The organism is Pseudomonas frederiksbergensis (assembly GCF_000802155.2).
Taxonomy (GTDB): Bacteria; Pseudomonadota; Gammaproteobacteria; order Pseudomonadales; family Pseudomonadaceae; genus Aquipseudomonas; species Aquipseudomonas frederiksbergensis_A.
In genome coordinates this window covers 1-26,037 of the sequence record NZ_JQGJ02000029.1, presented here as the reverse complement: position 1 = coordinate 26,037, position 26,037 = coordinate 1, and the positions used below count along the sequence as shown (strand labels likewise).

At 59.8% G+C, this 26,037-nt stretch carries 33 protein-coding genes and 1 pseudogene; 1 reads left to right on the top strand and 33 read right to left on the bottom strand.

What is annotated here, in order from left to right; translation table 11 throughout:
- Nucleotides 1–2 precede the first annotated feature (2 nt).
- From JZ00_RS27850 to JZ00_RS27725, 26 genes and pseudogenes are all read right to left on the bottom strand, one after another.
- The gene (locus JZ00_RS27850) at nucleotides 3–1,241 is read right to left on the bottom strand and encodes a DNA circularization protein (protein ID WP_039594439.1); all 1,239 of its coding nucleotides are present in this window, start codon (nucleotides 1,239–1,241) and stop codon (nucleotides 3–5) included.
- Nucleotides 1,228–2,772: a phage tail tape measure protein gene (locus JZ00_RS27845; RefSeq protein ID WP_039594438.1), complete on the bottom strand. Its 1,545-nt coding sequence runs from the start codon at nucleotides 2,770–2,772 to the stop codon at nucleotides 1,228–1,230. Before JZ00_RS27845 ends, JZ00_RS27850 begins: the two co-directional genes overlap by 14 nt.
- Before the next feature lie 130 nt (nucleotides 2,773–2,902).
- Nucleotides 2,903–3,199 carry a phage tail assembly protein gene (locus JZ00_RS27840; RefSeq protein WP_039594437.1) on the bottom strand — a complete coding sequence of 99 codons (297 nt, stop codon included), beginning with the start codon at nucleotides 3,197–3,199 and terminating at the stop codon, nucleotides 2,903–2,905.
- A complete protein-coding gene (locus JZ00_RS27835) occupies nucleotides 3,196–3,543 on the bottom strand; it encodes a phage tail tube protein (protein ID WP_003198314.1) in 348 nt (115 codons plus the stop codon). The genes JZ00_RS27840 and JZ00_RS27835 overlap by 4 nt, the downstream gene beginning before the upstream one ends.
- A 67-nt stretch (nucleotides 3,544–3,610) precedes the next feature.
- Nucleotides 3,611–5,107 (bottom strand): phage tail sheath subtilisin-like domain-containing protein, encoded by a 1,497-nt coding sequence (locus tag JZ00_RS27830; RefSeq protein WP_039594436.1) that lies wholly within the window; start codon nucleotides 5,105–5,107, stop codon nucleotides 3,611–3,613.
- Nucleotides 5,107–5,289 (bottom strand): DUF2635 domain-containing protein, encoded by a 183-nt coding sequence (locus JZ00_RS27825; protein WP_039594435.1) that lies wholly within the window; start codon nucleotides 5,287–5,289, stop codon nucleotides 5,107–5,109. Before JZ00_RS27825 ends, JZ00_RS27830 begins: the two co-directional genes overlap by 1 nt.
- Nucleotides 5,286–5,870, bottom strand: a complete 585-nt coding sequence (locus JZ00_RS27820) for a phage tail terminator protein (RefSeq protein WP_039594434.1) — start codon at nucleotides 5,868–5,870, stop codon at nucleotides 5,286–5,288. Before JZ00_RS27820 ends, JZ00_RS27825 begins: the two co-directional genes overlap by 4 nt.
- Nucleotides 5,871–5,998: 128 nt before the next feature.
- Nucleotides 5,999–7,015, bottom strand: a complete 1,017-nt coding sequence (locus tag JZ00_RS27815; RefSeq protein ID WP_039594433.1) for a contractile injection system protein, VgrG/Pvc8 family — start codon at nucleotides 7,013–7,015, stop codon at nucleotides 5,999–6,001.
- A 9-nt stretch (nucleotides 7,016–7,024) separates the two neighbouring features.
- On the bottom strand, nucleotides 7,025–7,237 hold the full coding sequence (locus JZ00_RS27810; RefSeq protein WP_039594432.1) for a tail protein X: 213 nt from the start codon (nucleotides 7,235–7,237) through the stop codon (nucleotides 7,025–7,027).
- Complete coding sequence (locus tag JZ00_RS27805) at nucleotides 7,230–7,613, bottom strand: phage tail protein (protein WP_039594431.1); 384 nt, start codon at nucleotides 7,611–7,613, stop codon at nucleotides 7,230–7,232. Before JZ00_RS27805 ends, JZ00_RS27810 begins: the two co-directional genes overlap by 8 nt.
- Complete coding sequence (locus tag JZ00_RS27800; protein ID WP_039594430.1) at nucleotides 7,613–9,676, bottom strand: phage tail tape measure protein; 2,064 nt, start codon at nucleotides 9,674–9,676, stop codon at nucleotides 7,613–7,615. Before JZ00_RS27800 ends, JZ00_RS27805 begins: the two co-directional genes overlap by 1 nt.
- 128 nt (nucleotides 9,677–9,804) lie before the next feature.
- Nucleotides 9,805–10,371 (bottom strand): phage tail assembly protein, encoded by a 567-nt coding sequence (locus tag JZ00_RS27790; RefSeq protein WP_039594429.1) that lies wholly within the window; start codon nucleotides 10,369–10,371, stop codon nucleotides 9,805–9,807.
- A gap of 87 nt (nucleotides 10,372–10,458) precedes the next feature.
- Nucleotides 10,459–10,965, bottom strand: coding sequence for a phage major tail tube protein (locus JZ00_RS27785; protein ID WP_039594428.1), 507 nt, complete (start codon nucleotides 10,963–10,965; stop codon nucleotides 10,459–10,461).
- Nucleotides 10,965–12,131, bottom strand: coding sequence for a phage tail sheath protein (locus JZ00_RS27780; protein WP_039594427.1), 1,167 nt, complete (start codon nucleotides 12,129–12,131; stop codon nucleotides 10,965–10,967). The genes JZ00_RS27785 and JZ00_RS27780 overlap by 1 nt, the downstream gene beginning before the upstream one ends.
- A 2-nt stretch (nucleotides 12,132–12,133) precedes the next feature.
- Nucleotides 12,134–12,343 carry a hypothetical protein gene (locus tag JZ00_RS27775; RefSeq protein ID WP_039594426.1) on the bottom strand — a complete coding sequence of 70 codons (210 nt, stop codon included), beginning with the start codon at nucleotides 12,341–12,343 and terminating at the stop codon, nucleotides 12,134–12,136.
- Between the two features lie 88 nt (nucleotides 12,344–12,431).
- Nucleotides 12,432–12,857 carry a phage tail assembly chaperone gene (locus JZ00_RS27770; RefSeq protein WP_039594425.1) on the bottom strand — a complete coding sequence of 142 codons (426 nt, stop codon included), beginning with the start codon at nucleotides 12,855–12,857 and terminating at the stop codon, nucleotides 12,432–12,434.
- Nucleotides 12,858–12,868: 11 nt separating this feature from the next.
- Nucleotides 12,869–14,389, bottom strand: a complete 1,521-nt coding sequence (locus JZ00_RS30595) for a phage tail protein (RefSeq protein ID WP_082112141.1) — start codon at nucleotides 14,387–14,389, stop codon at nucleotides 12,869–12,871.
- Nucleotides 14,390–15,025, bottom strand: coding sequence for a phage tail protein I (locus tag JZ00_RS27760; protein ID WP_039594424.1), 636 nt, complete (start codon nucleotides 15,023–15,025; stop codon nucleotides 14,390–14,392).
- Nucleotides 15,022–16,017, bottom strand: a pseudogene (locus tag JZ00_RS27755) (baseplate J/gp47 family protein). Before JZ00_RS27755 ends, JZ00_RS27760 begins: the two are co-directional and overlap by 4 nt.
- The gene (locus JZ00_RS27750) at nucleotides 16,014–16,346 is read right to left on the bottom strand and encodes a phage baseplate protein (protein WP_039594423.1); all 333 of its coding nucleotides are present in this window, start codon (nucleotides 16,344–16,346) and stop codon (nucleotides 16,014–16,016) included. Before JZ00_RS27750 ends, JZ00_RS27755 begins: the two are co-directional and overlap by 4 nt.
- 11 nt (nucleotides 16,347–16,357) lie before the next feature.
- Nucleotides 16,358–16,969, bottom strand: a complete 612-nt coding sequence (locus tag JZ00_RS27745) for a phage baseplate assembly protein V (RefSeq protein ID WP_039594422.1) — start codon at nucleotides 16,967–16,969, stop codon at nucleotides 16,358–16,360.
- Between the two features lie 3 nt (nucleotides 16,970–16,972).
- On the bottom strand, nucleotides 16,973–17,485 hold the full coding sequence (locus JZ00_RS27740; protein WP_039594421.1) for a hypothetical protein: 513 nt from the start codon (nucleotides 17,483–17,485) through the stop codon (nucleotides 16,973–16,975).
- A gap of 45 nt (nucleotides 17,486–17,530) precedes the next feature.
- Nucleotides 17,531–17,881, bottom strand: coding sequence for a phage holin family protein (locus JZ00_RS27735; RefSeq protein WP_039594420.1), 351 nt, complete (start codon nucleotides 17,879–17,881; stop codon nucleotides 17,531–17,533).
- A 63-nt stretch (nucleotides 17,882–17,944) separates the two neighbouring features.
- Nucleotides 17,945–18,526, bottom strand: a complete 582-nt coding sequence (locus JZ00_RS27730) for a DUF642 domain-containing protein (protein ID WP_039594419.1) — start codon at nucleotides 18,524–18,526, stop codon at nucleotides 17,945–17,947.
- 38 nt (nucleotides 18,527–18,564) lie between these two features.
- Nucleotides 18,565–18,723 carry a Com family DNA-binding transcriptional regulator gene (locus JZ00_RS30590; protein ID WP_080942481.1) on the bottom strand — a complete coding sequence of 53 codons (159 nt, stop codon included), beginning with the start codon at nucleotides 18,721–18,723 and terminating at the stop codon, nucleotides 18,565–18,567.
- Between the two features lie 459 nt (nucleotides 18,724–19,182).
- Nucleotides 19,183–19,917, bottom strand: coding sequence for a LexA family transcriptional regulator (locus JZ00_RS27725; protein ID WP_039594456.1), 735 nt, complete (start codon nucleotides 19,915–19,917; stop codon nucleotides 19,183–19,185).
- 1,138 nt (nucleotides 19,918–21,055) lie between these two features.
- Here JZ00_RS27725 and JZ00_RS27720 point away from each other — a divergent pair.
- Entirely contained in the window at nucleotides 21,056–21,274 is a 219-nt protein-coding gene (locus tag JZ00_RS27720) for a hypothetical protein (protein WP_039594418.1), read from the top strand.
- On the opposite strand, the gene JZ00_RS27715 is transcribed toward JZ00_RS27720, so the two are convergent.
- From JZ00_RS27715 to JZ00_RS27685, 7 genes are all read right to left on the bottom strand, one after another.
- The gene (locus JZ00_RS27715; protein WP_039594455.1) at nucleotides 21,268–21,741 is read right to left on the bottom strand and encodes a lysis system i-spanin subunit Rz; all 474 of its coding nucleotides are present in this window, start codon (nucleotides 21,739–21,741) and stop codon (nucleotides 21,268–21,270) included. The genes JZ00_RS27720 and JZ00_RS27715 overlap by 7 nt on opposite strands.
- A gap of 29 nt (nucleotides 21,742–21,770) precedes the next feature.
- Nucleotides 21,771–22,193: a cell wall hydrolase gene (locus tag JZ00_RS27710; protein ID WP_039594417.1), complete on the bottom strand. Its 423-nt coding sequence runs from the start codon at nucleotides 22,191–22,193 to the stop codon at nucleotides 21,771–21,773.
- Between the two features lie 63 nt (nucleotides 22,194–22,256).
- Nucleotides 22,257–23,285: an acyltransferase gene (locus JZ00_RS27705; protein WP_039594416.1), complete on the bottom strand. Its 1,029-nt coding sequence runs from the start codon at nucleotides 23,283–23,285 to the stop codon at nucleotides 22,257–22,259.
- An 87-nt stretch (nucleotides 23,286–23,372) separates the two neighbouring features.
- On the bottom strand, nucleotides 23,373–23,744 hold the full coding sequence (locus JZ00_RS27700) for a hypothetical protein (RefSeq protein ID WP_039594415.1): 372 nt from the start codon (nucleotides 23,742–23,744) through the stop codon (nucleotides 23,373–23,375).
- A gap of 13 nt (nucleotides 23,745–23,757) precedes the next feature.
- Nucleotides 23,758–24,390 carry a gp53-like domain-containing protein gene (locus JZ00_RS29795; protein WP_052742391.1) on the bottom strand — a complete coding sequence of 211 codons (633 nt, stop codon included), beginning with the start codon at nucleotides 24,388–24,390 and terminating at the stop codon, nucleotides 23,758–23,760.
- 3 nt (nucleotides 24,391–24,393) lie between these two features.
- A complete protein-coding gene (locus JZ00_RS27690; RefSeq protein ID WP_039594414.1) occupies nucleotides 24,394–24,984 on the bottom strand; it encodes a YmfQ family protein in 591 nt (196 codons plus the stop codon).
- A gap of 9 nt (nucleotides 24,985–24,993) precedes the next feature.
- The coding region (locus JZ00_RS27685; RefSeq protein ID WP_152668482.1) for a baseplate J/gp47 family protein at nucleotides 24,994–26,037 on the bottom strand (1,044 nt) is incomplete at its 5' end.

The window sequence follows — 26,037 nt, the reverse complement described above, 5'->3', positions numbered from 1 at the left end:
GTTTATTCCCCCGAGACTTTCAGGTCATTGGGCGGCAGGAAACCAGGATGGGCGACGCCGTTACGCTGGGTCACTTCGGTCACTCGCGTGGCATCGGCGAATTGCTGATAGGCCACCACCAACGCCGGCAGGCTTTGCTTGAACGACAGGCTGATCAGCCTCACGCCCGAAGACGCCACCGCCGTCAGGTGCGCGGCCATTTGCTGACGCAGGTTGTTCATCGCCTGGTAGTGCTCCGGGTCAGCCTTGAGCGAGGCTTGCCAGATCGCATCGTTCAAGGCATCGCGCAGCGCCAGTACGTCGTCGGCGACCGGAACGTCCCGGCGCTGGACCGGTTGCACGGCCTGCTGCGCCACTGAAGGCGTGGCGCCCAACTTGACCGCGGGCGCCGCCACCGGCATCGCCGCAATCCATTGCGCGGCCTGCACCAGCAAGGTGTCCTGCACCAGGTTGGCGACGGCCTGGGCCGCCGCCGTGGTGTCCTTGCCGGTGGTCAGTTTGGGCGCGTCGGACTTGCCAATGGCCTCCACCTGTTGCGACACGCTGGCAATCACGCCGCGATAGCCGTCACGGGCAAAGTCCTTCAGTTCGCGGATGTCGCCCAGCAACCCCTTGAACTCGGCCACCACTTCCTTGGGCAATTCTTTCACCGCCTTGACCAGATCGCTGAGTTGCCGATAGGTCTCGATCAGCGGCTTGAGCTCCTGCTCGATCACGCCGTAGATGTCCTTGAGGCTGTTGCGCAGGTCCGCAATGCCGATCCGCGCGGCCTTGATCAAGGTCATGGCGTCTTCGAAGCGTCGCACGGCCGACCCCAGGAAGCTGTCGGCCGAGACCAGCAACAACTTCTGGCTATTGATCGTGGCCGAGGGAAAAGGCAGCGGTTGGTCGGGGTAGAACTTCAGGGCGAACGTCACCAGCCCGCCGTCCTGGCGGGTCTGGGTCATGTCGCACTCGCCGACCTTGACCTGCAGGCGTCCCAGCCACGGGTGCACCAGCTCGCCGCTGCCCTGCTCCAAGGCCTTGAGCAGCTTGTCGCGCTGCTCCAGGCAATCGGGGCCGACGATGAACGCGGTCAGCTCATGAATCTTCGCCTGCTGGCCGAGCCCTTCGAAAAAAGGCTGGTCGCGCTGTGGGTATTCATGCAGTTGGCCCTTGTGGCCAACCGGGGTTTTCGCCTGGTCGACCCAGAACCCGACGCCACGAAACGACGCCGGCAACAAACGATCACGCCAGCTCATTGGAGCCTCCTGTGGAAAGTGAGCGATAGCCGATGCGCGAACTCGCCGCCAGGGCCGGTTGATTGGTCTGCGGGGGATCGGCGCGCAACCCGGCCGGCGCGTTTTCGAAGCGCACGGTCAGGCCGCCTTCGAGTTGCGTGCGGTTGTTGGCGGCGCTTTGTTGCACCAGATGGCTGGAAGTTTGCGGCAACGCCCCAGGTGCCAATGACGTTTTCACAGGAGCCAGGCTCGAAGGCTGGTCGCCGGCCCCGCCAAAAAACGCCGGCGCCAACTCGCCCTTGCCTTCGGCATTGGTGGCGCGTTGCGCCTCGGTCAGTCCTTCGACCTTGCCAGTAAACGAGGTGATCATTTCGCCAAAGCCGCCGTTGAAAAACGCCTTGATCGGCGCGATCACCGCCTGCAACTCGTTCCACCACTGGCTGAACCACTCGCCCACCGGCCCCCATTGTCGAGTCAGGCCCTCGATGGGCGACCAGTCGAACAGACCGCTGAACACCGCCAGCATGATCGACACCTGGTTGCGGATGCCTTCCCAGATCCCGGCGAAGACCTCGCCGATCGTGCCCCAGTTGGCCATGATCAATCCCAGCGGCGTCCAGTCGAACAGGCCTTTAAGGGCGTCCATCACCGGCACGGTCAAGGCTTTGAGCAGATCCCAGATCGCCGCGAACAAGCCGGTCAGGGGCGCCCAATTGGCAACAATCAAACCCAAGGGTGACCAGGCGAACAGCGTCTGCATGAAACCGATGACCGGCGTTGCCGCCGCCACGATCACATTCCAGAGCGCGCCGAAAAAACCGCTGATCGGCCCCCAATTGCTGATCACCTGCCCCATCGGGGTGTAGGCGAACATCGTCTTGAAGAACTCGACCATCGGCAGCACGATCGGCGCGAGCCGTTGCCAGAGCCCGGCAAAAAACGCCGAGATCGGCGTCCAGTGGGCGATGATCATCCCTGCCGCCAAGGCGATGCCCATGGCAATCAAGCTGATGGGGTTCATCTTCATGGCCAGGCTGACCACTTCCATGGCCTGGCTCGCGCCGCTGACCGCGGTCTGGATCGCGTTGAACGCGACAACGCCCGTCGCCAGGCCCTGGACCAGTTGAGGGTTGTCCTGCAGCACCTGGGCCACGCTGCTGACCATCGGTTGCAAGGCGACCGCCACCGTGTTCACCGCAGGCCCCAGCGCCGAACCGAATTGCACCGACACGTTGCTGATGGAAGTCTTCAATCCATCCAGGCTTTGTGCCGCCACACGAGGCGCTTCGGGCGCCTGCAGGGCGCTGGCCGCCGCGTTCACCGCGCCGACTTCACCCTTGAAGGCCAGCGCCGACTTGAGCCCGTCCATGAACGGTTGGGCCAGGCCGCCGCTGGGCAGCAGCGCGGAAATGTCCTGGCTGCCCAACCCCGTGGCATCGAGGTTCTGCTTGAAACCCGCGACCTTCGCACGAAGGCTCGCGAGCTTGGGTGACAGCTCATCGATGCCCGTCAGCAGCACTGCTTTTTTCTCTACCTTTTCTGTGTCTGCCATCACTGCACCTGCTGCATCGCATTGATCCGTTGCGCGTGCTCCAAGGATTCCCGGAGCACGTCCAGTGGCCTGGCCATCATCTGTTCGGGGTCAACCTTCCAGAACCAGGCCAGGTCATAGGCGGCGGCGATCAGGTCGCCGATGGCCGCGACGCCGCACTCATGAAAAAACTCGCGACGGCCCAGCTCAAGGCATTGAGGTCAGCCAGGTCCAACTGGTTGACCGACGACGGCGGGATACCGGCGCACACCGCGATGTATTTGGCCGCGACGTCCATGTCCAGGCTCACCTCCTCGCTCTTGTCGATCTTGTACGGCAGCGCCTTGATCGCCCGGACTTCCTGCACCGTCGGACGGCGCAGGGTCAGCTCGCTCAACGGCTCGCCGTGGGCCTCGATGGCCACCCTCAAGGTCACGACGTCAGTCATTGCCAGGTCCCCTTGATGCCTTCGAATTTCAGCTCGATGGTGGCGTCGTCGCCCTTGGATACCGGTTCTTCCACCAGGTAGGCGCCGGCCAGCACGTAGACCTTGCCGTTGTTGAATTCGCAGGTGACGGTCATGTCGGTGCCAGCCACCAGTTGCTTGAGCGGGAAGTCCGCGGTGTGCAGTGCCGTCACCTTGAACGACGGGGCGATGTCGGTTTCCTTGTAGAAACCCGGTACGACGGTTTCGCGTTTGGTGAACATCAGTGGCGCTTCGCAGCCGCCATTGATGGTCAGTTGAGCGCCGTCCACTTTGACGTAGCAGGTGCCCGCAATCAGTTGACCCATGGTGTTTCTCCCTTCAAATAAAAAAGCCCACGCGAGGTGGGCTGAATCAAGCAATTGAGCATCACTGTCAGGCAGCGGCGTCGTATTGCAGGCGGAATTGGTTGAGCAGCGCGAACACCCGCAGGCCGTTGATGTAGTCAGGCGGGAACAGCACATTGATCCGGCTCGGATCCTGGCTGTCACGCTCGACGATCAGGTGCTCGGCGAACAGCTCGGCGTTTTCCACATGGCCTTCCAGTTCGAGCTTGGCGTATTGCGCGATCAACTCGCCGCGGATGGTGCTCGGGGTCACGATGGGCTGGCCGGCGCCGAAACGGGTACCGTCCGAGGCCAGTTTGTGGCGACCGTACTTGCTGGTAATCACGCTTTGCAGGCGGCGAACAATGAATGCCGACTGGTGCATGGTTTCACTGTCCAGGTAGGAGTTGTCAGCCTGGCCGAAAGCATTTTTCTGGTACGTGGTGATGGAACGCTGGATGCGCACGTAGCCGCCTTCGTAATAGGCCGTGGCGATGCCGTAGTTGAGCAGCGACTGACGCTCGGTCAGGGTGAAGCGCTCGCTGGCCGGCGCCGGGTCCAGGCCTGGCAGGCTGCCGCTTTGGGTTGGACGGCTGGCGTCGGCAGAGATGAATACCGCAGTGCGAGCCGCCAAAGCAGCGGCCTGTACCCAGAACGGTTGCGGGACGCCCATTTCCAGCGCCTGGATGGTCATGTGCTGGTCGTTGCGCGCCTGACCTGCGGCGACCAGGGTGCCGAGGGTGCCGCGCTTGGCGCTGTAGACATGACCAAACAACTGCTTGGCCCAGGACCAGCGGCCGGTGCTGTCGTCCATGACCGCTTGCCAGGTGTTGAGGCTCGATACATCGGACCAGGGCATGGCGATGAACTCGAACGGCTCATCGCCCAGGGCCGCGACTGCAGCGGTCTGGTCCGGCACACCGGCGCCGCCGGTCATCGCGGTGATGGCGGTGGTCAGCCCCGCCGGGGTGTCTTCGCCATTGCTCTTGCCCAGGCGATTGAACTGCAGGCTGATGTCGTTGCCGCTGTCGCCGGTCCATTTGGCGCTGAGGGTCACGACGCCTTCGGCGGCCGCGGCAGTCACCGGCAGATCGGCGGCGGCATTGATTTTCAACGCCAGCGCAGTGGCGGCCTGGGCCGCCGTGGCGCCGTTGACGATAGCCGCCTGGACACGCACACCGCCGACGTACAAGTTGAGCACGCCGCTTTGTGTCGCGGCGCCGGTGAGGGTCAGCACGCCCTTGGCGATCGAACCCTCGACATTGTGCAGTGGCAGGCACCAGATATCCCCGAGCGGGTCGGTCTTGCGCCAGGTGTCGTACATCGCGGCGAGCATCGAGCCCTGCCCGCCGATGCTCTTGGCCAGCGCGACGCTGGACACCAGCACCAGCTTGCCGACCTCGGCCGGCGCAACGTTGTCGTTGACCTGGGCGACGATCAACCGGCGCATGGCCGATGACGCGCTATTGGCGGCCGAGTTGTCCATTTCGGCGTAGAACAGCGGAACACGAATGTCCGCGGGAATGTTGCTGAATCCGATCGCCATTATTTGGCTCCCTGTGGTTTTGCCGCTTTCACGGTTTTGGTAGTGATATCGCCATCGGCCAGACGTCGACGCCACCAGGCGTTGTCCGGCACTTCACGGCCTTCGAGGGGCAACAGATCGCCCGCTTCCGGGTCCGGTACGGCACGGCCCGGGGCCGGCAGCACGGTGATGCGTTTGCTCATGGGGTTACGTCTCCAGAGAAAGTCAGTTCCACGCGCCCGTCGGGGCCGGGATGTTTCAGGTTGGGGTCCGCCGGATCGATGGCATCGACCCGCACGGTGGCCCCGGTAAAGGACGACAAGCCGTCCAGTTCACGCTCGTGCCAGCTTTCGGCAGGCTGGCTCGCCAGGTTGCGGCCCAGCTGGAACTCGGCGAAAAAGCGCAGCCGGTACGACACACGGCTGCTGTTGATGGAAACCAGTTCGCTGCCGTCGTACTCGACGCCGGTGTACTCAGCGCCCGGCTTGAACCCCACCAGCGCCCGCCACAGTTCGGCCCGCAGGTCGTGCAACAGATCCAGCGCTTTTGTCGCGTCAGTGGCGTCAAGCACCAGCACCGCATCGAAGCGATCACGCACCGCTTGCAGCGTGACGTTTTGCGCCGCGTTCTTGCCGGCGATGTCGGCGGTGGGCAGGACATAGGCGCAGGGGGTTTGCAGCGGGGCCTCGGCTTGCAGCGTGGCGAGGTCAAAGCCTGCGGCCACGCGATGGGCGAGCGTGGGGCATTGCTCACGCAGTTGCGTGAGGATCGGGGTGATCTTCATCGAGGGACTCCAGTATCTGAAGGTGCGAGCGAACCCCGTGGGAACGGGCTTGCTCGCGATGGCGGTGGGTCAGGCAGCAGAAATGTTGAATGGGATACCGCTATCGCGAGTTCCCACAGGGGGTAGGGTCAGGCCTTGGCGTCCAGGCAGGTCGCGTCGATGCTGCAGCGGTAGCTTTTTTCCCGGTCGCCGCTGGCGGTGACCTTGTCGATCGACCAGCGCCCGCGCATGAAATCCGGCCAGGTGGGGTCCAGCAGTACGATGCCCTCGGCGGACAACCCCGGATTGCCGGGGCATTCGATCTTCACTTTCAAGGCTTCGCGTAACATCCGGCGCACCTCGCCTTCACCGGCGGCGCGGGCTTCCTCTGCGCTCTGGAAGCGCTGGCGCAGGGTCTTGAACGGCGCGATTCCGCTCTCCTCGACCCGAAGCGTGCCCGCCGCCGCATCCCACCAAGTGGTCTTGCAACCGTCGTACTTTGCCCGCGCGGTTTCATCCAGCTTGGCCGAAATGAAAGCGTGATCACCCGGACGATTGTTCGTCGTCACTGACAGTTTCATCTCGGGCAGGACCTTGCCCGACAACGACTTCGCCTGACCGCGCCGGGCCAGTACATACAACTCGTTGACCGGTTTGGCGACGGCGTCATAACGGTGGGCAAGGCGCGTGAGGAAACCCATGTCGGTTTCGTTGGACTGGTCGACGTGCTCGATTCTGATCAGCGACAGGTCCGGCGCCACACGGGGCGAAAACCCGTGCCTGGAGGTCAGTTGACGAAACAGCGCCCCCAGAGTCGTCGGGCCATGGCTGACAGATCGGCGTTGCTTGAAGCCCGTCTGGTCCGCCGCGCTGAACGGCGCCGCCATGGCCACCAGAACGAGTTGCAGCGGAAACAGGAACGGCGTGCGCCGAGTGATGACGAACTCGCCTTTATCCACCAGTCCCGACTCCAGATAACCCACCCGCAGGCCGATTTTCCCGCCCAGGCTGGGCAACCCTTCGAGCCCGTCCAGGCTGATGGTGAGCGTCAGTTGATCGGACTCGATCCCCGCCGCGTCGACATGCTCCCACTTGAGCAGGCGCTCGTTGAGCAGCGCGGCATTCGCGCCATAAATTTCCACCGCAGGCGTAAAACCCAATGACATGTCGCCTCCTTAATCCCAGGCCGAAACCGGTGGGGTTGCCACGGGCTTGAGCTCCACTTCCGGCAAGACCACCCATATGCCCGCAGGCAATACCGGACCCCATTCAGCCAACCCCGGATTGAGCTGCCAGAGCGCCTCCTCGACGACGTCGTCACAACGCTCCAGCTCGCGATACAGCAGCAGATTCACCGAATCACCGGCGATACTTCGAACCCTACGCATTGGCGAACTCCGTCAAATCAACCACCCAACCGACCACCATCGCCGTGCCGTCATCAATGATTGCGGTCTGGGTTTCCGTGACATTATTGATCCGCCACAGACCCCAGTTGCGACCGATGCCGTCGACCAACGGCAACGGGACGCGCAGCGCCTGCAAAGCGCGCAACTCATCGAGGCGATCCATGGCGGTCGCGTACATCGATTTGCCGGTGATCGTCAGCCCTTGCAGGCCTTGGCCGATCTGGCTGGACTTGGGCTTGCTGGTGAGGATGTCGATGTTTTTCCAGCCGCCATCCGACGTGTGTACCAATTGGTGGTAAGCAAAATTTCTCGACAGGCCAAAGATGAAACTGCCGAGGGCCATTTGTTGACGCATCACGTACCTCCGTCGGTCAGGGCAGCGTCACTGCGCATGGCCAGTGTGTTGGGCATGGATGTCAGGCCGAACTGGCCACTGATCTGTTGCACGACCAGGTTCGCCAACTGACTTGCACTGGCCTGATCCTGGCCGTTGATGTAGATGTTGGCGGTCATGTTGTTCTGTTGAGTGGTGGTCTGGGCTGTGGTCTGGGCGCTGATCAAGTCTTGGGTCACCGCCTCTGGCGCCTTGAGCCGATCACTGGGCGACGCCAGTTGCTCGCCTAGCCATGAACCGGCCATACCGCCCACGAAACCGCCGATTGCGGTGCCGATTCCAGGCAGAAGGAACGACCCGATCGCCGCCCCAACGACCGTTCCGGTCATCTGGCCGACGGCACCTCCAACGGCCTTGTCGTCGCCGTCGCGCAATCCTTTGTAGGCATCGTATCCGGCACTGACCACCATTAGCGGTGCCGCTGCTTTGCTGACCAGGGGTTGGGCCTTGGCCACGGCCCCCATCAAACGGCTCGCCCTGCCGGCAGGCCTGGTCCTGGTCACGCGGGGCGCTCCTTTTTTGCCGCCCTTGCCCTTGCGGGTACCGTCACCAGCGTCGGCGATTACGTCCCCCACGCTTTCTGGCAGGCGAGCGGCGGTCTGGTCCAGGACCTTTTTGCCCACCCTCGAAAGCCCCTCCGACAACACAGCGTTGCCAAGCAGCGCCACCAGAGAGGCTACGGCCGCGACTGCAAGCGCAACGCCTGCTGCAGCCTTCGGCGACGCTTCTGCCAGCGAACTCAAACCGCCCGTCACTGTATCGAGGGAGGCCGTCAAACCGTCATCCACCGGCATCAGCGCATTGCCAACCGCCGAGGACAGGCGCGTCTGATTCGCCTGATGAGCGTTCCATCGTCCTTGTGACGTATCCCCAAGCGTTTCGGCGGCCTTGGCAACGGAGCCGTCGTACTTCGGCAACGCTCCGTCAGTGGTCCGCTCGGACACCAGCGCAAACGCTTTCTGCGTGTCTTGCGGTTTTTTCAGCAGCTCAAGGATCGCCGTGTTATCGCCAAACAGAATCTTGGCAAGCGACTGTTGTTCTTCGGCAGGTTTTTTCTTCAGAGCTTCAAGCACCAGGGTGATGGTTCCCGATGCGTCCGTACGCAAACCGTCGGCCACCATCGCCGAATTGAACCTGGGGTCCAGCTCGGTCCAGGCCTGACGCTGCTGCGGTGAAGCTGCATTCCCCTTGGCCAGCACCGTGGTGAATACGTTCAAAGCCTCACCGGCGCCTGCCTTGTCCACGCCGCTGTTCAGGAACGCTGCCGCGAGGGCCGCCACTTGCTGCGGGGTCATGCCCGCGGCGATGCCAGCCTCGCCACCGCGTTGTACGACCGAGCCGATATCGGCCGCTTTGACATTCAGGCCGCTGTTGCCAAGGTGATTGGTCGCATCCGCCAGGCCCAGGCTTTGTCCCCGGTCCAGATCCAGCGCTGTGCGCCAGGCCAGCAACATTTCGCTGGCAGCCTTGACATCAAGCCCGAACGCCGACGCCATGACCGCACTGTCGCGAGTGAAATTCAGCAACTCGTCCTGCTTCCTGGCTGGTTCGAGGCCACTGCCGATACCTGCTTTCGCCGCTACCTGTTCGACCTGCGCGAGTTGCACCGCTGTCGCCCCGCTGGGAGCCACCTGTTTTTCGCTGGCCATCTTCAGGTTGGCGATCGCCATGCCAGAGAGCTGGTCCTTGCTCAGTTTCGCCACCAGATTGAGCTCAACCATCGCCAACTCCAAGGCAATGGAAGACTTGCGTCGATCGGGTGGTGCGCTTTGTTCAACCTCGGCCTTTAGCTTGGATTTCGGCTCGCTGCTTGAAGCGGCCGTCGATCCGCTTGCCTTGAGCAACGACTGCTGCTGTGACAAGGCAACGTTCAGCAATGTCAGCGTTTCCCGCAATTTGACCTGTTCCGACACCAGCAGGCGGATGTCGAGACTGGCCGTGGTCAATGCCAGGTTCAGCCCCGATGTTTCGGATACGCTGCCTATGCTCGCCACGCCGGACAGCGAAAACGTATTGTCTGCCATCCTGTTCTACTCCTGTTTCACGCCAAGGCGAGTGATCGCGATGTCGTAGCGGCGCAAGGCCTTGCCGGCGTCCCACTCCAGGATTTCCGCCTCACTTACCGAGTAAATGAGCGGCACCACATCGAGGATCACTTCGATGTCGCGCTCCGAAAGAAGTCCGCCGGTTTGTTTAAAAAATCGTCGATGCGTACCTGCAACTGGGTCCAGTCGGGCACGCTTAAAAGATCGAGATCGGGAATCATCAGGCCGGTGCAATGGGCGGTGATGAACTCGGCGCGCTCCTTGGCCGTCTTCAGCTTTTTCATGGCCTTGGTCGCACGCAGCACCGGCATTTCCAGGGTCAACGAGGTCAGGCTGCGGCCCGCGACGTCGAGCGGTTGCAGCAGCTGCACCTGGTCAGGATCGGCCTGTGGGTCATCCAGAAAATACGACGCCGGGCGCGTGGACATTTCGTGCACGTACTGGGCAATGCTCACGTAGTCCGGGCGTTTGAGCTGGTCGAGTTCCTTGCCCGACAGGCCGGTGGCCAACTTGGCCAGCTCGAAGAACTGCTCGTCTTCGTCATCGCCAGCGCGAGCCAGGGCGTCTTTTTGCGCGGCGTAGAACAGCGGTTTGAGTGTGAGCTGCTCGATCTGCGAACCGTCGTCACCGGTGATCGGCGACAACAGTTCATGGGTAGGAGGTATCCAGGACATGAAATCAATTCCTTGGTGATTCAGCGGACAACCTGCGGGGAGCGAGCCTGCTCCCACAGGGGACTGCATCTGCCGGCTGGCAAAGGCTTAAGGCAGCAACACCGCACGACGGGCATCGCCAAGAATGTCGACGCCGTTGAGCACGAACTTCTGGGTGCGCACGTCGATGTCGATCACCGGCACGCCGTTTTCCAGGCGGTTGTAAGTGCGGCAGGACAGCTCAAGATTGGTCTTGGGCTTCTCGCCCATTTTCAGCGCGGTTTCCTCAAGGGATTTCAACTTGCCGCCCACCGTGTGGTAGGTGAACCAGGTATTGCCGTCCTGGTCCTGGCCGGCCTCGCGCACGTTCAGCAGAATGTCGTCACCAACACTCACGCCCAGCGCCAGCATGACTTCAGGGCCGAGACCTTGCAGGGTCAGCTTGGCCGTCAGCACCTTGCCGCCCTTGGCCATTTCCTCGCCAATGAAGCGGCCGCCACGCATCTCTTCCATGTCGAATTCGATCTTCGGCGGGGTGAAATCTTCCACAGTCGCCGACAACGGCAGGCCTTGCAGGGTGGCCGCGATGGCCTGTCTCACGCGGTTGGTAAACATTAGAGAACGTCCTCCAGGAACTGCTCGATGATTTCATCGCGGGCATTGAGTTGATAAATCATGTGTTCATTCGGCGCGTAACGGCCGTAGTCGATGACCACGTACCAGGTGCCGTTCTTGTACTTCTCGACGCTGTTCAATTCCGGGTGCAGGTAAACGCTGCCGCCAGGAATGGTTTCGTCGGCGACCAGGGTTTGCAGCCAGTCGTTGATGCGCTTGACCTCCTGGTCCATGAACGACTTGGTCAGGTTCTTGGCCATGGCTTTCTGGCCGGCCTTCACCAGCTTGCGGCTAATGGCATCTTCCAGGCCGACGTAGCTGATGAACTTGCCGGTGATGGAGCGGTTGCCCAGCAGCGAGAAGCCGCCGAGGATGGTCCGGGCGTAGTAGCTGACGCCGTAGCGGTTGAGCAGATCGCCTTCGGTGGAGGTGTCGAGAATGTTGTATTCCACGGTGCGGGAAACGTCTTCGGCGAACGTCACCTGGTTACCCGGACTCTCCCATTGCTTGACCTTGGCAAGCGCGGCAATCGCCAGGCTCGACGGGGCCAGGAAGACGTTTTTCTTCGCCGCCTTGGAGTACACCGCCGGCATGTTGTGCACCACCAGGCAACGGTCGAAACCGAGGTCCGCGCCGCCCAGTTCCTGGCTGTAGGTCACTTGATCGGCGACCGAGGCATCCTTGCCGTCGAGCACCACACGGGCCTTGATGCGCTTGCCAAACGAAGCGAACTCGCCGGCCACGGCCTTGGTGCCGGTGAAGCCTGGCGCGCCGATGATGGTCAGGTCTTCAGCGACGCCGCTCAACGCCGCCAGGCCCAACTTGCGCCCGGTCTGCGCCTCGATGCCGCCGATCACGTTGTTCTGCGTGTCGGCCAGGGTGGCGCCCTCTTCGACGATGACCACATACACCGGCACCTTGACCACTTTGAGAATCTGGTAGACGGCGTGGAACAACGTACCTGCCTCGGCACCGGTCGGGTCCAGCTGGGCCTGGGTGGTGAAGCTGTTGATGCGGAACGGGGTGTTTTTCGGAATCAACGGATTGGCATTCGGCGCGGTGCCGACCAGCCCGATGACGTTATCCCCCAGGCCACCCATGGCCTCGGGAGATTCGGTGGCATTGACGGTGATGCCGTTGTGCTCGAAGTTCAAAACCTCAGCCATGGTTATTCAGCCTTTTTGGTGGTGGCCTTTTTGGCCGGGATGGATGCGGAAGCCGATTCGCCGGCCTCGGTTTTTTTCAGTTCCAGGCGACCGGCGCTGAACAACGCGCTGGCCTCGACGTCGAGCAGATCGAGTTCCTGGCCGACGCTCGACCAGTGCCCGCCTCCGGTGGGAAATGGGAGGAGCACGGTATAGGTTTGGCGTGGTGCCATTTGGGTTTCTCCGGATATGAAAAAGCCCCTTCGGGGAGGGGCTTTGGGTGTTGGATGGGTAAAAAAACGCCCCGTCGGTGCGGGGCGCTCAGTGGATTTGCTCTTCCAACCATGACGGGGCAGCAGGTCGGTGTTCAATCAATGGAAACTCACTCACTTCCGGCCAATTGCGAAGAGCCTGTCGGTAGGCCTGAAGCTCGCTGTACTTCGTTGAGCCCAATGAAGTCTCCATTCCGCTCTCTTGCTCATCACGATGACGCGCCACAACCCCATCCGTCTCAGATAGTTGCTGATCACGCCAGATTCGCTCGACAACAGCCAACTCCTCCCTACTGGCTGGCGGTGGATCCACGGCTATCGGATACCCGTCATCATTCCACTCGATAATCTTACCCCCGCTCTCCGCAAGCAGCAGCTCAGCATGCAATGTAGAACTAATCTGGACTACGTCAGATGGCATAGAGTCATGGATTGCAGAATCATAGAAACCGCGGGTTGATTTTGAAGCAAACATAAACTTCTCCCCTAGTAACCGATGGCATGCCAGAAACAAGCGGGGTTTCCTGCATTTGCCACCACCGTGAAGCTGGAATTGTTTTTTGTCGTAATTGAGCAGAATTGCGAAGTGGGAACGCCCGTCGCCGACATACTCAAAGTTACAGCGCTGCAAAGCGCTGGAAAGGCAATCGGGAACGTTACGACCTTAGCCGAGGTTGATATATCCACAGAGCCCCATTGGAGAATCAAGCCGCTTGGAAGCTTTTGGTATCCATTAGCTGTCAGTCCTGCCGCGAAAACAGCAGCGTATTTAAGCGCCGCGGTCCCACCACGCAAACGCCACGTCCCCGAAACCTTCACGAACTCGGCGTTGTCCCCTGTACCCAGAACGACTGTAGTCCCTGCCATGACCGGGGAAGCCAAAACGTCGGTGCCGGCCGCCAGGACAGTAACGCTAGAAGCCCCAGCGTTCACCACCTCGACAGTAGCGCCCTCCGCCACCCCAGTGGTCGGAGGCAATGTAATATTGATCGGCGTAGCGGATGAGACGGATGCAATCCCGCCTATGTACGACGCCCCCAGTGCGGTACTGACAGGAAGCGGGACAAAAACCGAATACTCGACACCCATCCGTTTTGCAAAGGCAGTGCTTGCCAACCTGAGCGAGCTGTCGAACTGCGGTGGTGTCGGTGCCGTAGGATTGCCTCCAAATGCTGGCGACAACAAACGGGCATACCCTGCCGTGATGTCCTGGAACGTCAGCGACGTAGTTCCCAATACAATTAGGCCATCAGTAATGAGTTGCCAGATCGTATCGGCAAGCGTAGCCCCAGCTTCCACGGAAACGATAAGTGCCGAAGTGACATCGGCATTTGAATCAGCATCCTTAGCCCGGATCCAAGCACCGTTAGCAACCACATAGATGCCATTATCTTTCGCCAAGGTCTGAGACTTAACAAGAACCCGGTCCCCAGCAACCACAGCAATACCGTCGACTGTCTGCGCACCGTTCAGCCCGACGTTGGCTGTCGTGGCCACCCGCACAGATTGTTTCCTGTCGAGCTTGGCCAGCTCATCAGCGACGTAACTTGCAACCCAAGCCCGCGTCGCCTTGACCACCGTATCGTCAATCAATAGCGTCACCAGCTCAGCGTTACTCGTCTCGAAAATCGACCGGATGTAAAACTCTTTCCCCGAGCCGGACGTCGCCAATACCGGCTTGAACGACTCCGGATACTTGACGATCGCATACAGGATCCCGGTATCGGTCCAGATCCCGGCCTCACGCACATACCAGCCGCCCACCTCAGGCGGAATGGTGACTTCAGCGAGCAACCAACTCGGATTTTTCTCATCCTGGAACAGCGCATTGAGCGGCCCGCGCCAGACTTCGCGCTTGAGTGCAGTAGCGGTTGCCGCAGGGTTGTAGACGGCACCGCCACCGTCACCGACGGAAATCTGCGACAGCTTGATCGGTGTGCCCGCCGCCTTGCAGGCAGTTTCGTAGGCGATCCCCGCATCGGTGAGCAGGGTGTAGTAGTCGGCCATTTAGGACCCCTGTGGATAAATAATGGAGGTTTCGACGGTGTAGAGCCCGGCGGCCATGAAGACCCGGCCCGAGGCTTGCAGCCCTTCGATGACAATCGGATAAACCGTGGTCAGTTCGCCGCACAGCGTGGCGGCACCGATGACGTACCGGCCGAATGCGCTCAAGCCGACAGACACCTTCAAGGTGTCACGCTCGCTCTTGGCATCGGCCAGGCGACGGTCGAGACGGGCGTCGATGGCTTCGCTGTAGGGCTGCTCGGTAAACGCCCTGACGGAAAAACTGTAGGGCGGGCCGGGTGGCGTTTGCTCATACCAGGCGCGCACTTCAGGCATCAGTTGCAAACCCTTGGCCGCATTTTCCAGCGCCTTTCGTGTCCCGGCCTGCCGGGCGGTGGGCCAGGCGAGTTCAACGGTCAGGCGCTTTTCAGCTTCGGGCGCCTTGGAACTCCATTCACTGACACCGCGGTCGGCCCCGAGATACGGCAAAAACGCCAAAGGCGTGGCCGTCGGGTTCATCAGTTCGGGAAACGGCGGATCGATGCGTTCCAGCAGCCGGGCAAACCCGAGATCCAGCGCCCGCTCCAGCGGTGAGCTGTTGACCGGTAGCAGGCTCGGCCGAGATGTGTCGTCAGTCATAACGTATCCACCTCGACCTCGACGCCCGTGCAGTACGGCGCTTGGAAAGCCGTCGTCACAACCGGCGCAAGCGGTTCGAGAATCTGCAGTTGAACTGCGCCAGCGCTGTGCAGCGTGTAGTCGATCCAGCTGGGGTCCACCCGCCCTTCCAGGCGATGGCAGGCCTCGGCGTATTCCTGCAATTGCTGCTGTGCGGCAATCTGGGTCAGGCCTGAGTCAGGCCCAGGATTGATCTTCGCCACGACGCGGATCTTGTAAGGTTTGATTTGCGCGGCCTGCACGATGACCAAGTCCGTCTCGGGTCGTACATCCGGTCGGGCGAAGTGCTCGCGAACGCCGTCGAGCAGCGCTTCGGACGGCGTTCCATCGCCGTCGCGGGACAGCACCGTGACCGTGACTTCGCCGGGCGCGGTACGGCGTCCGTTGCCGTCCTTGATCTAGGCAGCGTAGCTATCCGGGTCGAAGGTGTAGGTGACCGTCACCACACCCGCCGAGGCATTTTCGACTTTCACCGTCGGACGTTGCCCCAGGGTGAAAACCTCCCGTCGATACTGCATGCGCGAGCCGGCCGCCGGGGCGTGGGGCGCCAGGTAATAGCGCAACCGCGCATCGTCATCACTCTCGTAGACCGGTGGAACGGGCGGGAACGCGGTCGGGTCGCCCGGGTCGAGCAATTGGCGCTCAAGGCCCATGTCCGCGAGGCGAGCGTCGAGGTTGGTGCCGGTGGCCCACCACGCCAACATCTGCTTGATACGGGCGTTGTATTTACGTTCGTGAGTTTGCAGCCGGACGCAGAACGCCTCGAGGGCCAGGGTCAGCAGTTCGCTTTCGTTCTCGAGGCTGTCCACCAACTTGGCGGCGCTCGTCGGAGAGCGTGCGGCGACGTACTCGACCACAAAGGTCTTGAACTCGGCGAGCAAGTCCTCGAACGCGTCGACGGTGACGATCGCCGGTTCGGCCAGTTGGTTCTGGCCGGGTATCAACATGCTCATGTCATCACCTCGAAAGTCTGTTTGCGGTTTTTCCAGATACCGGCGAAACGCAGCAGCAACCCGGCACCGTGCCGGCTGGCAACGATGACCTGGGGCTCGAAATCATCGATACCGTTGTGCGGGTTGTAGAACGCTTGGGCCGCGTGACTCTGGGCGAGGATCAACAGGTCGTCGCCGAGGTTCTGCCCCAGCAATTGGGTGAGTGCGCAGCCATACAACGGGCGCTTCTGGCGAGTGCCCAACGGCGTGGTCAGCGCCCGGGTGGCGCGCTGAACGAACTGCAGCCAGTCGTCCACCGTGGCGCCGGTGTTTCGATCGAGTCCAATCATGAGGAAATCTCTTATGCGGTACTGATGACGCGCCCCTGGTGATCCACCACCGGGCCGCTCAAGTGCACACCGGAGGCGTCGAGGCGAATGCCGACGGCGCCGACTTGCAGTTCGATGGCCTCGGGCGTCATCGCCAGCCGGGACGGGCCGATGTTCAACTGCAGGGCTTCACGGGAGCCGCTGAACGCCGCCGGGCCGTTTTGCCAGTGCAGGATATGGCTGGCGTGGTCGTAGCCGTTTTCCGTACCGTCCTGATAGAGGCGCCGCGTCAGCGAGGCCTGGGTCGAGACGGGCGGGAACTGACCACCGTTGAGGCCAAACAACGCCACCGCCTGCCCGCCGCTCTCGCCGCCGCCATGGTTGAGCAACAGGCATTGCTCGCCCACGGACGGAATCCGCGACTCGCTCTGGGCGCCGGCGCTCGGGTTGAAAAAGCGGATCGCCGGGGTCAGCAGTCCGCCATGGCTGACTTTGCAGGTGTTGCTGGCCGCGTCGACTTCCTGACAAACGCCGATGCGGCAGAAACTTTCCGCACGTCGATGCAAGTCTTCCAGCTCGGTTTCCATCTGCGCCAGACGCTCGATGATCGGCCCCAGATGCATCCGTAACAGCGCATCAAACATGGCTCAGCCCTCGAGTGCGGTGTATTGGTCCGGGTCGTCGATGTTCGAGACTTCCCAGGTGCGGGCAAACAACGGAATGCCCAGCGGGTCATCCAGCAGCGTCGGGCCGAGGTACAGGGTTTGGGTGAAGGAAAGGGTCCAGGCGGTGTATTGCCGTGCCGGGTTGATGAACTCGGACGGCAGGCCATCGAGTTCCGTGGGCATGTCGCATTGATCGCCCGACAGCCCCCAGCGGTTATCCATGACCAAATGCTTGAGTTCCGCGGCCAAGTCGCAGGCCTCCCATCCTGGAACGGCCATGACGACTTGCAGGGAAACCGTCAGGACATGAGCAATACGCCCGTCGTTGGCGCGGTGGCCGGGGGCATCACGCTCGATGGCAATCAGCACCCAGGGTTGGTCGTCGGTCCCATCGAAATCCTGGGGGCTGCCGACTTTCAAGGTGGGATAAGTGGTGCGCAGCGTCTGGGCGATGGCCGAGAACAACTGCGACGGTTTTTCGAGGACGGCAGGCATCCAGGCCTCCTTTTTTATGGCGGCACAAAGATCATTAGCGAGTGATCAATGTTGGTCGGAACGGGAATCACGCGGCGGTGGCGCACTGACGCCCATCCGCTTGGCGGCCCAGCGTTCGTAAAGCCCGATGGCCACGTCCGCCCCGGCCATTGCGGTCAGGCATCCGAAGGCGCCCGCGGCCCAGATCGAGAAGCCCATGGCGTACAGCAGCATGATCGCCGAGACGCCGCAGACCATGCAGGCACCGGAACGCAGCGCCAGGCGACGCAGCAGCGACCAGCCACGGGCGCCCTCCTTATCGGCACGCCACATCTCGCCAGTCACCCCGCCCACCAGGGCGAGCATGATGACCAGCCAGATCGGCATGTCCAGCAACGCTTGTTGCTCGTTTGTCATGTCAGGCTTCCTGGGGGTGAGTGATGAGCGTTTGGGGCGGGGTCATTGAAGACGGGCGACGCTCTACAGTCGCTCAACGATGACGTTGTCAATGAAAGCGAAGTTGACGTAAGGATTCTGTTCGTTGGAGAAGGCCAAAGTCGTTTGAGCCGAAGTGGCCGTGAAGTCATACGTGATGGTGCTCCACTCCACGGCGGTACCTTTCGCCGATGGCGTGTTGAAGGTGACACTCTGCCCCGCCACCTTGACTTGGATGGTGCCGTCGCCGGAGCGGCTGGCGTAGCGCGAATTACCCGCGCTGAAGGTCAAGCGGTACTTGGCGCCGACTGCGGTGGCGAAGTTCTGCTGAATGCCACCGCCGTTGCTATAGACATAGTTAGCCAAGTCGACAATTACGACGCCATCCGCCGCCACAGAACCACCGATCGAGGCCGGCATATTGAAGTACTCGGCTCCAGACAGAAACGTCGTCCAACCCGTAATAAAGTTGGCTTTCGCCGGAGTATTCAATATGCAACTCGCGCTGCAGCCCGGCTGTTCGAAGCTACCGTTGACCAGAAGGTTGGCGGCGCTGGCGTTGCTCCCGACACCGGGCAGCGCAATGGACAGCAACAGCGGGGCGATATATTTCTTGAAACGATTCATGATTCACCTCTTGAGTTATCGATTGATCGCGCGGTTGATCAACAGCGCTCATCTCGCTCGCTGGCGTTCACTCGAGGCTCAACGGCCTTCACATGATTCAACGTCCCGCACCGGGAACACTTGATCTGGAGTTCGGTGTGCTCGCCCATGCGGGCCAGCAGTTTTTTGCAGTGACCGCATCTGAAATCCTTCAGCATCGAAAGCCCTCCCATTGGCGGCGGTTTGAAGCACCTCACGGCACAGGCATTCCAAAAAGCCCGGTTACCCAGGCTTTTCAGTAATGCGCTTGATCTTTCGGCGCGACTGGCGCGGTACGGATCCATTCAAATTGTTCCTCCGGCCGCGGTCCCTGCCCGCCGGATAACTGCTTCTGGTGCTTTACGCTGCACACCCGGGCCAGTTGCCAACCCTCTGAACCGTTAAGGCCGGTTCATCGCTGCCTGTTGGTGGAACTAAAGAGCTTTGTTGCCAGCCGCTTTGTCGAGCGGCTTGGACACAGAATATGCATGGATGCATATACAGTCAATGCGTAAATGCATTTATTTATGCGTTGCGAATGCGCAAATGCATGAAACCCTTGTAAATGCGGGGGTGTGAGTTTTCACGAGGCGAAAAAAAACCCGCACGACGGCGGGTTTTATCTGACAGCGGAAGGGTTAGCGGGCGTACATGCCCCACCAGAAGACGTGACCGAGGATGACGATCTGCTCGTCCTGCATTTCCTGGAAGGTGTAGTCCTCATCCGGATGCTCATCGCGGTTGAAGCTGCGCAGGCGGATGCCGGTGGGCAGGCGATAAAGCTGCTTCACCCGCAGTTGGCCGTTGTGGTTGATGGCGTAGAGGTCACCGTCGACGATGTCGCCGATCCCGCATTTACCGGCATTCACCCCAACCGTGGCGCCGTCGCGCAGCACTGGCAACATGCTGTTGCCGCGTACCGTCACGCATTTGGCCTGGTCGAACTGCACGCCGTTGTGGCGCAGGCTGCGCTTGCCGAAGCGCAGGCTGGAGCGCTCGCTTTCCTCGATGACGAATCTTCCTGATCCAGCAGCCAATTCAACCTCACGCAGAAAAGGGACCGACACCTCGTCTTCTTCGACGGGTGTTTCGTCGTCCCACAGGCTAATGTCCTTGAGTTCGGAATGCGGCTCGTCGCGGCGGACATTGCCGGCAGGCACAACGTCCGCGCGCCCGCGCAACTGGTCGGTGCTCACGGCAAAATATTCGGCGATCTTCGAGATGTGCTTATCCGAAGGGTCGACGATCTTGCCGCTGAGGATCCGCGAGAGGGTGGACTGAGGCACGCCGGTACGCCGGTGAAGCTCCGTGGGGGAGATCCCGTGCTGATCGAGCAATGCTCTTAATACGGTAGAAACGTTGCGTTTTTGCATAACGCGCATAGTGCTTGTTCTTTTCGCAGAAGACAAATGCTGTTTTGCATAAATATGCAATACGCCTCACTTAAGCCTCATTTGATTCACTGTGGCGAGGGGATTCATCCCCGCTGGGGCGCGAAGCGGCCCTAAAGTCCACGCCAGGTGCGCTAGCTACTCAGGGGCTGCTACGCAGCCCAACGAGGATAAATCCCCTCGCCACAGGAGGCTGGCTCCCTATCTGATGTCCCTACTGAACACATCGGGAATTCGCCCTACAGGCTTCTAAGAAAAGACTCCAAACCCATCCTTCAAAAGCGCAAAACAAGGCTACATCGCCTAGAGAAGCCCGAGTCATCACTGTGGGAGCTTGCTTGCTCGCGATAGCGGTAGTTCAGTGACAACTAAGTTATATTGGTTGCCGTCATCGCGAGCAAGCTTTGCTCCCACAGATATGATGGGTGTACGACCGGGAGAGCCAGGTCGGCTATCAGGCCGCCTCGGTTTTGTTTTTGATCTGGGGCGCCCCGTTAACCACGCTGGCTGAACGAAGGTATTGCGCAGTGGGCAACCCGGCATGGATGCCGGGTTAGCCGCGCTGGGCCATGGATGGCCCTTCGCGGCGGCCCACGGAGCAATGCCTTCGTTCAGGCATGCCGAGCCTGGGCGAGGCACCGAGTGGTGGGGCAAAAGCGCTTTGGTTACTTTCGCGCTTTTCGAAAGTGACCCGCCGTCAGGGCGGAACCATAAGTAGCCGTTACCGCGGCAACGGATATACACCCAATCCCAAACTGGGTCCCCCCCGACCACCCATGTTAACCTTGCGCCCATCGCGGAAAAGCCGGGCCGATGCCCCTCCTTTTGCCCCACACCTTCCAACGAGCTTTGCCTGACACCCATGAATACAGCCGTGAACGACCTGTCCTCCCACACGCCGATGATGCAGCAGTATGGATGGAAACGGCGTGCAGGCCTTGTGTTGCAAGGGCCTGCATTGGCTCCTGTCTAAAACCCAAGCACGAGAAGACGCGTCTTCGCATCAATGAAACCGCGTTAATGCTCGGTAGTTTTAGACAGATGTCCAGCCCATCTACGGCGTCCTGCCGAACGCGGTAAAACCCTCATTTCTGTAACACAGATGTATGGATCCCCCTTGATGAAGAAACTTGAAGACCTGGCACTTCCACCCTCATTCCACAGCAAGCTCACCGCTCATGTTCAAAGGGTTTCGGCTGCTCAAAGCGAGGTCGATATCCGCTTGGCGGTCGAGCGAGCAGAAGGCTTTGTGGAGGGACTGGAAGCTGCTCGCTGCTTAACCCCTGCCACGATTGAAGCCCTCTTCATCATCATTGAAGGATCAGCTGCTCGTCATTGAGCCAGCGCTTTCACATACGCCTGACACGCCTGCAGCGCGATCAGTCCACGGTCACCGGTGTCGGTGATGGCGATAATTCGTTGAGCATGCGCCGGGTCAAGTCGGGCTCGTACGGCTGCATGATCCACGCCGCCGGCGCCGGTGGCTTTTGGCACGTCACAGCTACCGGCTGAATCCGCGTCGATGAGGACTGACAGCCGCAGATCAGCAGTGGCAAGGCGATCGCGCAAACGAGCCTGATCTTTTTGTGCATTGGTCATTTTCTCGAAGTGGGTTTTCTCACTGGCCGCCAGCCTCTGCTCGAGCGCCAGGCGCTTGTCCTGCTCGGCCTTCTGCGCGTTTGCGCCGGCCATTGCAAGTCGGTTCAGCGTCTCGCCGTGCAGTCTGGCCTGCTCGGCCAACTGCCGGCCGTAGCGCCAGTCCTGAAACTGCCAGGCGCTGCCGAAGCCGGCGAGCGCCAACGCCATCACGCCAATCAAGCGCCACGCGGCGATTGTCACGGGACGTCCTTGAAGAATACGTGGTGCCCGAGCTTCAGTGTCTGCTTGGCCTTCGACGCCCAGGCCGGCGCCTTGATGCTGGTCGCGTAGTAATGCGTGGCACCACCAGTCGGGTCTGGCACCTTTCCGTCGATCACCTGGTCAGCAGCGATACGGCATTGAGCCAGTTCGCGGAACGGGATCTGCTTCACGCCGATCAGGAACTGATAGTTCGGATCGGTCTTGTTCCAGCAGCTGAACTGGTAAGGCTTCTGGCAGACGCCGGCGTAGCCCTCTCCCCACCACGACTTTTCCTTTCCATCAAACACGCGGTTGCGGATGGTCCAGGCCACAGCAATCTGCCCTGCTGTTCCCTCGCCCCGTGCCTCACCCCAAATAGTGCGCGCGAGAATGTCGCGATCTTTTTCAGTTACAGGCATGTGCTTTTCTCCAGGACAAAAAAAACCCCGGATATCCGGGGTCTTAAAAAACAAATTGTGACTTCAAATAATTCGCCGCATGAACGCCATCTTCCTAGCGAAATACACTATTACAACTGAAACCACAAACACAATAAACGCAACAATTGGTATCTTGAACCAAGTAGAACTAATTCTATGCTCTAGCGCAAATAAGCTCTCAATACCGTCAATTACAAGCGGATGGATACAGTATACGCCTAACGAGCAACTTGACACCAAGGCTATAATCTTGCCAATATTTTTTGGAAGTGCCATTATCATGAGAGACAACTTGAAGAATGCCGCCGCTGCAACAACAACGAACAATGACAAGTACCCATAGAAAGTTTGAACAGGCTGACCTACCCTAAATGAAAACGTATAGGTTAGCCACATTGTCATAGCACAACCAAACACAAACAAGAACAAATAACTAGCAACCTCTAAACTCGACGACTTTTGAACGGACCTCTCAGACAAATAGGCACCCATAAACAAAAACCCAAAATACCCTATAAACATCTGAAGATGGTAAGGCGCTCTCGGATCATAATAAGAGTCCAGCAATGGGCGAAACAATGGAACACCGCAATTCACAAAAACCCAGAACAACAAAAACAGTCGCTTTTCAAGAAGACTGGAAGCCCTATAAATTTTCCCCAAGAAAGGCGCACTCAAATACAACCCTATGATTGCGTAAAAATACCAGAGATGTCCGGAGGAAAGCCCTTTAATTATGTTGAGCAACGAGTCAATCGGAGTGACACCTGGGGTTCGATACACTGCTGCGTAAACAACCGACCACACAATCAACGGCGGGAGCACCCTACCGATTCGCTTTTTATAGAACGTTCCAATAGGCTCCTCAGGTACGAGAACTAGCGCACCAGATATGAGGAAAAAGACTGGTACCGCGATCCTAGCGATTGAATCGAAGAAATTAGCAGGCCACCATCTAGGCCCGAAAGCGTAAAAATCCGTAGCAGAAATGTGAACCACTACCACTAGGAGGCACGCTAGCGCTCTTGCGACGTCGATTCCAACGGAAAAATCTCTCTCTTTAACGGTCATTCCTTGCCCTTCAAAAATTTTTGTTCCGCATCCTATCGACATAAAGAGAATTTGTCTTGTCTAGCAACCGATATTTAGCCTAAGTATCTATTGCGGCCATGCGAGATCATTTTGGATCTCAGCGTACCGACTAATGCCTTGGTCACGAACCTGCTCCCACCCCTCGTCCCCCATTATTTGCATCCTCGCTGCCTCGGAAAAGTAACGATCGGAACCAGTTACAGCATCGGCATATGCGCGGAGCCGCATAGCTTCGACCTCTTCTCTCGTAGGAGGCGCTGGCGGTTCTGGGTCAACACCAATGATCGAGCCATTACTATCAATTGTGATTTTCTTACCTGCCTCTACCAGCAACAGTAGTTCCTGATAGTCATCATCAGTTAACTTCACGGAACCAACTGGAACGCCTCCCAATTTATCATTGTAAAAACCACCAGTTCCATTATTGAAATACATCATAGATGAAATCTCCTCACCAACCAATGGCAATATAAGCGAAAGGAACCGACACACTTCCGGCTGCTCGAACGTGGTTTACAAACCATGACGTACCATTTACGGTGAAATAGTGATCTGTCGTGGGGCTATTTGAAGCCTGCAATTCGGACGTTCTATATCCAAAAATTCTAAATGGCGCATTGGGAAAAGCGATCGGAAGCATCCCACTACTTTGGGTAATGGACGTTCCAACCTGAAATGTTGCCCCGCCCCACTGAATTATAAATCCGCCCAGCCAGGTAGGAAAAGCAATGTATCCCGTTGCCGCCAAGTTGCTGGCAAACCCTGCACGAAGCTTCTTGGGGGTTACGAAAGTCGCGTCGTCCGTGCCGGCATTGATTTGCGACTGCGTTGAAACCTTGGCGCCGCCCAGAATACTCTCGGTCGCTTGCACAATATTTGCTGCAATTGACTTAATTGCAGCAAGAAGCTGAGTTTGAACCCCTTTGAGCGGAGCGATCGACTGATCGGCGAGAACGCTAATTATTTCCTCCTGAACGTCATTCAGCCAATCTTCAGTGACAAGCGTCGCCTGAACGCCTCCCACTGGATCGCCATCAGTGAACTTGTTGTCGAGCGTGGCGCCAGGCCCGTCAATTCTGTGCATGCTTCAATCTCCGTAGGCGAAGAGCGCGATCGTGTGCGCCGGTTTCAATTGATTAATTTTGCATTCTAGGGTGTCGTTACCCCATGTCCGCAGGCGCTCACCTGCGGTAGATCGACCGGCTCTGAACGAAATCACTGAGGTTTCTGGCGCACGAATGAGCCAGGTGAAGACCCAGGCCCCATTGGTGAGCAAATCCCCGGCACGCGATGCGCCAGCGCGGAAGGGTCGGAACGTTTCAATGGTTACGGTGTACCCGAGCGCGCTGGCCAACTCGATGAAGTACGCCACAGATTGACCGCCCGTGCTTGTGAGCTTGGTGAGAAGCGCGTTCTTACGGCCCTGCTGTGTCTCTTCGAGAGCGCCAGAGCATTTGTCTGGCAGGCCGGCAACCCGCTCCCAATCGCTCAATAACTCATCGGTCGTTGCTGGGTTCGCCTCGATCGGGAGTGTCTCGCCGCGGGCATCAACCCTGGCAAGTTCGATCGACATTCCATCCAGCAGGTCATGCAGCGTGGTGCCGGCATCCCTAGGGAATGCCTGACCGGGGGGTAGCAGCGTTTTCAGCTGCTCCAGATAGTCGGCAGCTGTCGGCATTACGCCTCCTTAAAAGCTGGAGAAGGTTATGGTTCCAGGGACCGCCATGTGGCCAGCTGCGTGCGAAACGTCAGCTGTCGGGGTCACGATGGCGTTGTCCGATTCGCCAGCTGCAATGGAAACAGCTTCACGCAGGCGACTGATAAGGATCGGATCACCGGGCTTCGCATCTCGAACGATCAGGTCGGCGACTTCGGCTCGAACTGCAGCCTGTACGGCGGCAGTGTTCGGCGAAAGCTTCACGGTCATGTTTAGCGGGTCCGCTACCGGAGCGACTACGTATACCTCGGCAGTCACAGGGCACCTCGCATCGATGTAGTCCTGGACCTCAGCAACCTTGGCCGGGGTCGGGATGATGTTGGACTCGCCGTCGCACACAAACAGCACGGTGACCGTACCAGCGCCCATCTGCAGCGGATACACCCAGACACGCGTTACACCAGGTACCTCGAGCGCCCAGAGCTCGTAGTCTGCGGCGGCGCCACCATGCGGTGGTTGTCGAATTCGCTTCAGCAGACGACTGAGCAGTTGAGGATCAGTTTCAACATCGAGCCCACCCTCTATATCTGTTGCGGCAGATCCCGTCGATTGCACGCCAGCCACCGGCGACAGCAGAAAGAGTGGGGTACCCGCCGGCGCATCGCCGGCTGCACCAGCCTCAATGGCAACAACTGTGGGCTGCAGCGTCGAACCGGCGAAAATCCCATCAGCCAAGACGCGGTACTGAACGCCGTCCTGTCGCTGAAGAATAGTCCCGGCCAGCACCGTAGAGCCCACGGCACCATTGAGCAGTGCCGCGCCCGTCGCATAATCGGCGGCCTTGCGAAACACCTTCCAGATGGCGGCCCAGCGCTCGAGGTACTCCTTCTCGGATGTATCAATGATCGCCTGCCTGGCTGCCCACTCAAGAAAACCGTACAGCATATGTACGGCGCCGGCCTCTGAGCGAGCCAGGACGCCGAGCAGTGAGCGGCGAAGCACGGCGCTTTGAACGCCGGTCACCCGCCCGCTGATATCGGTGGTGACCCGGTCGATTAGCTCCGGGAGTGTGGG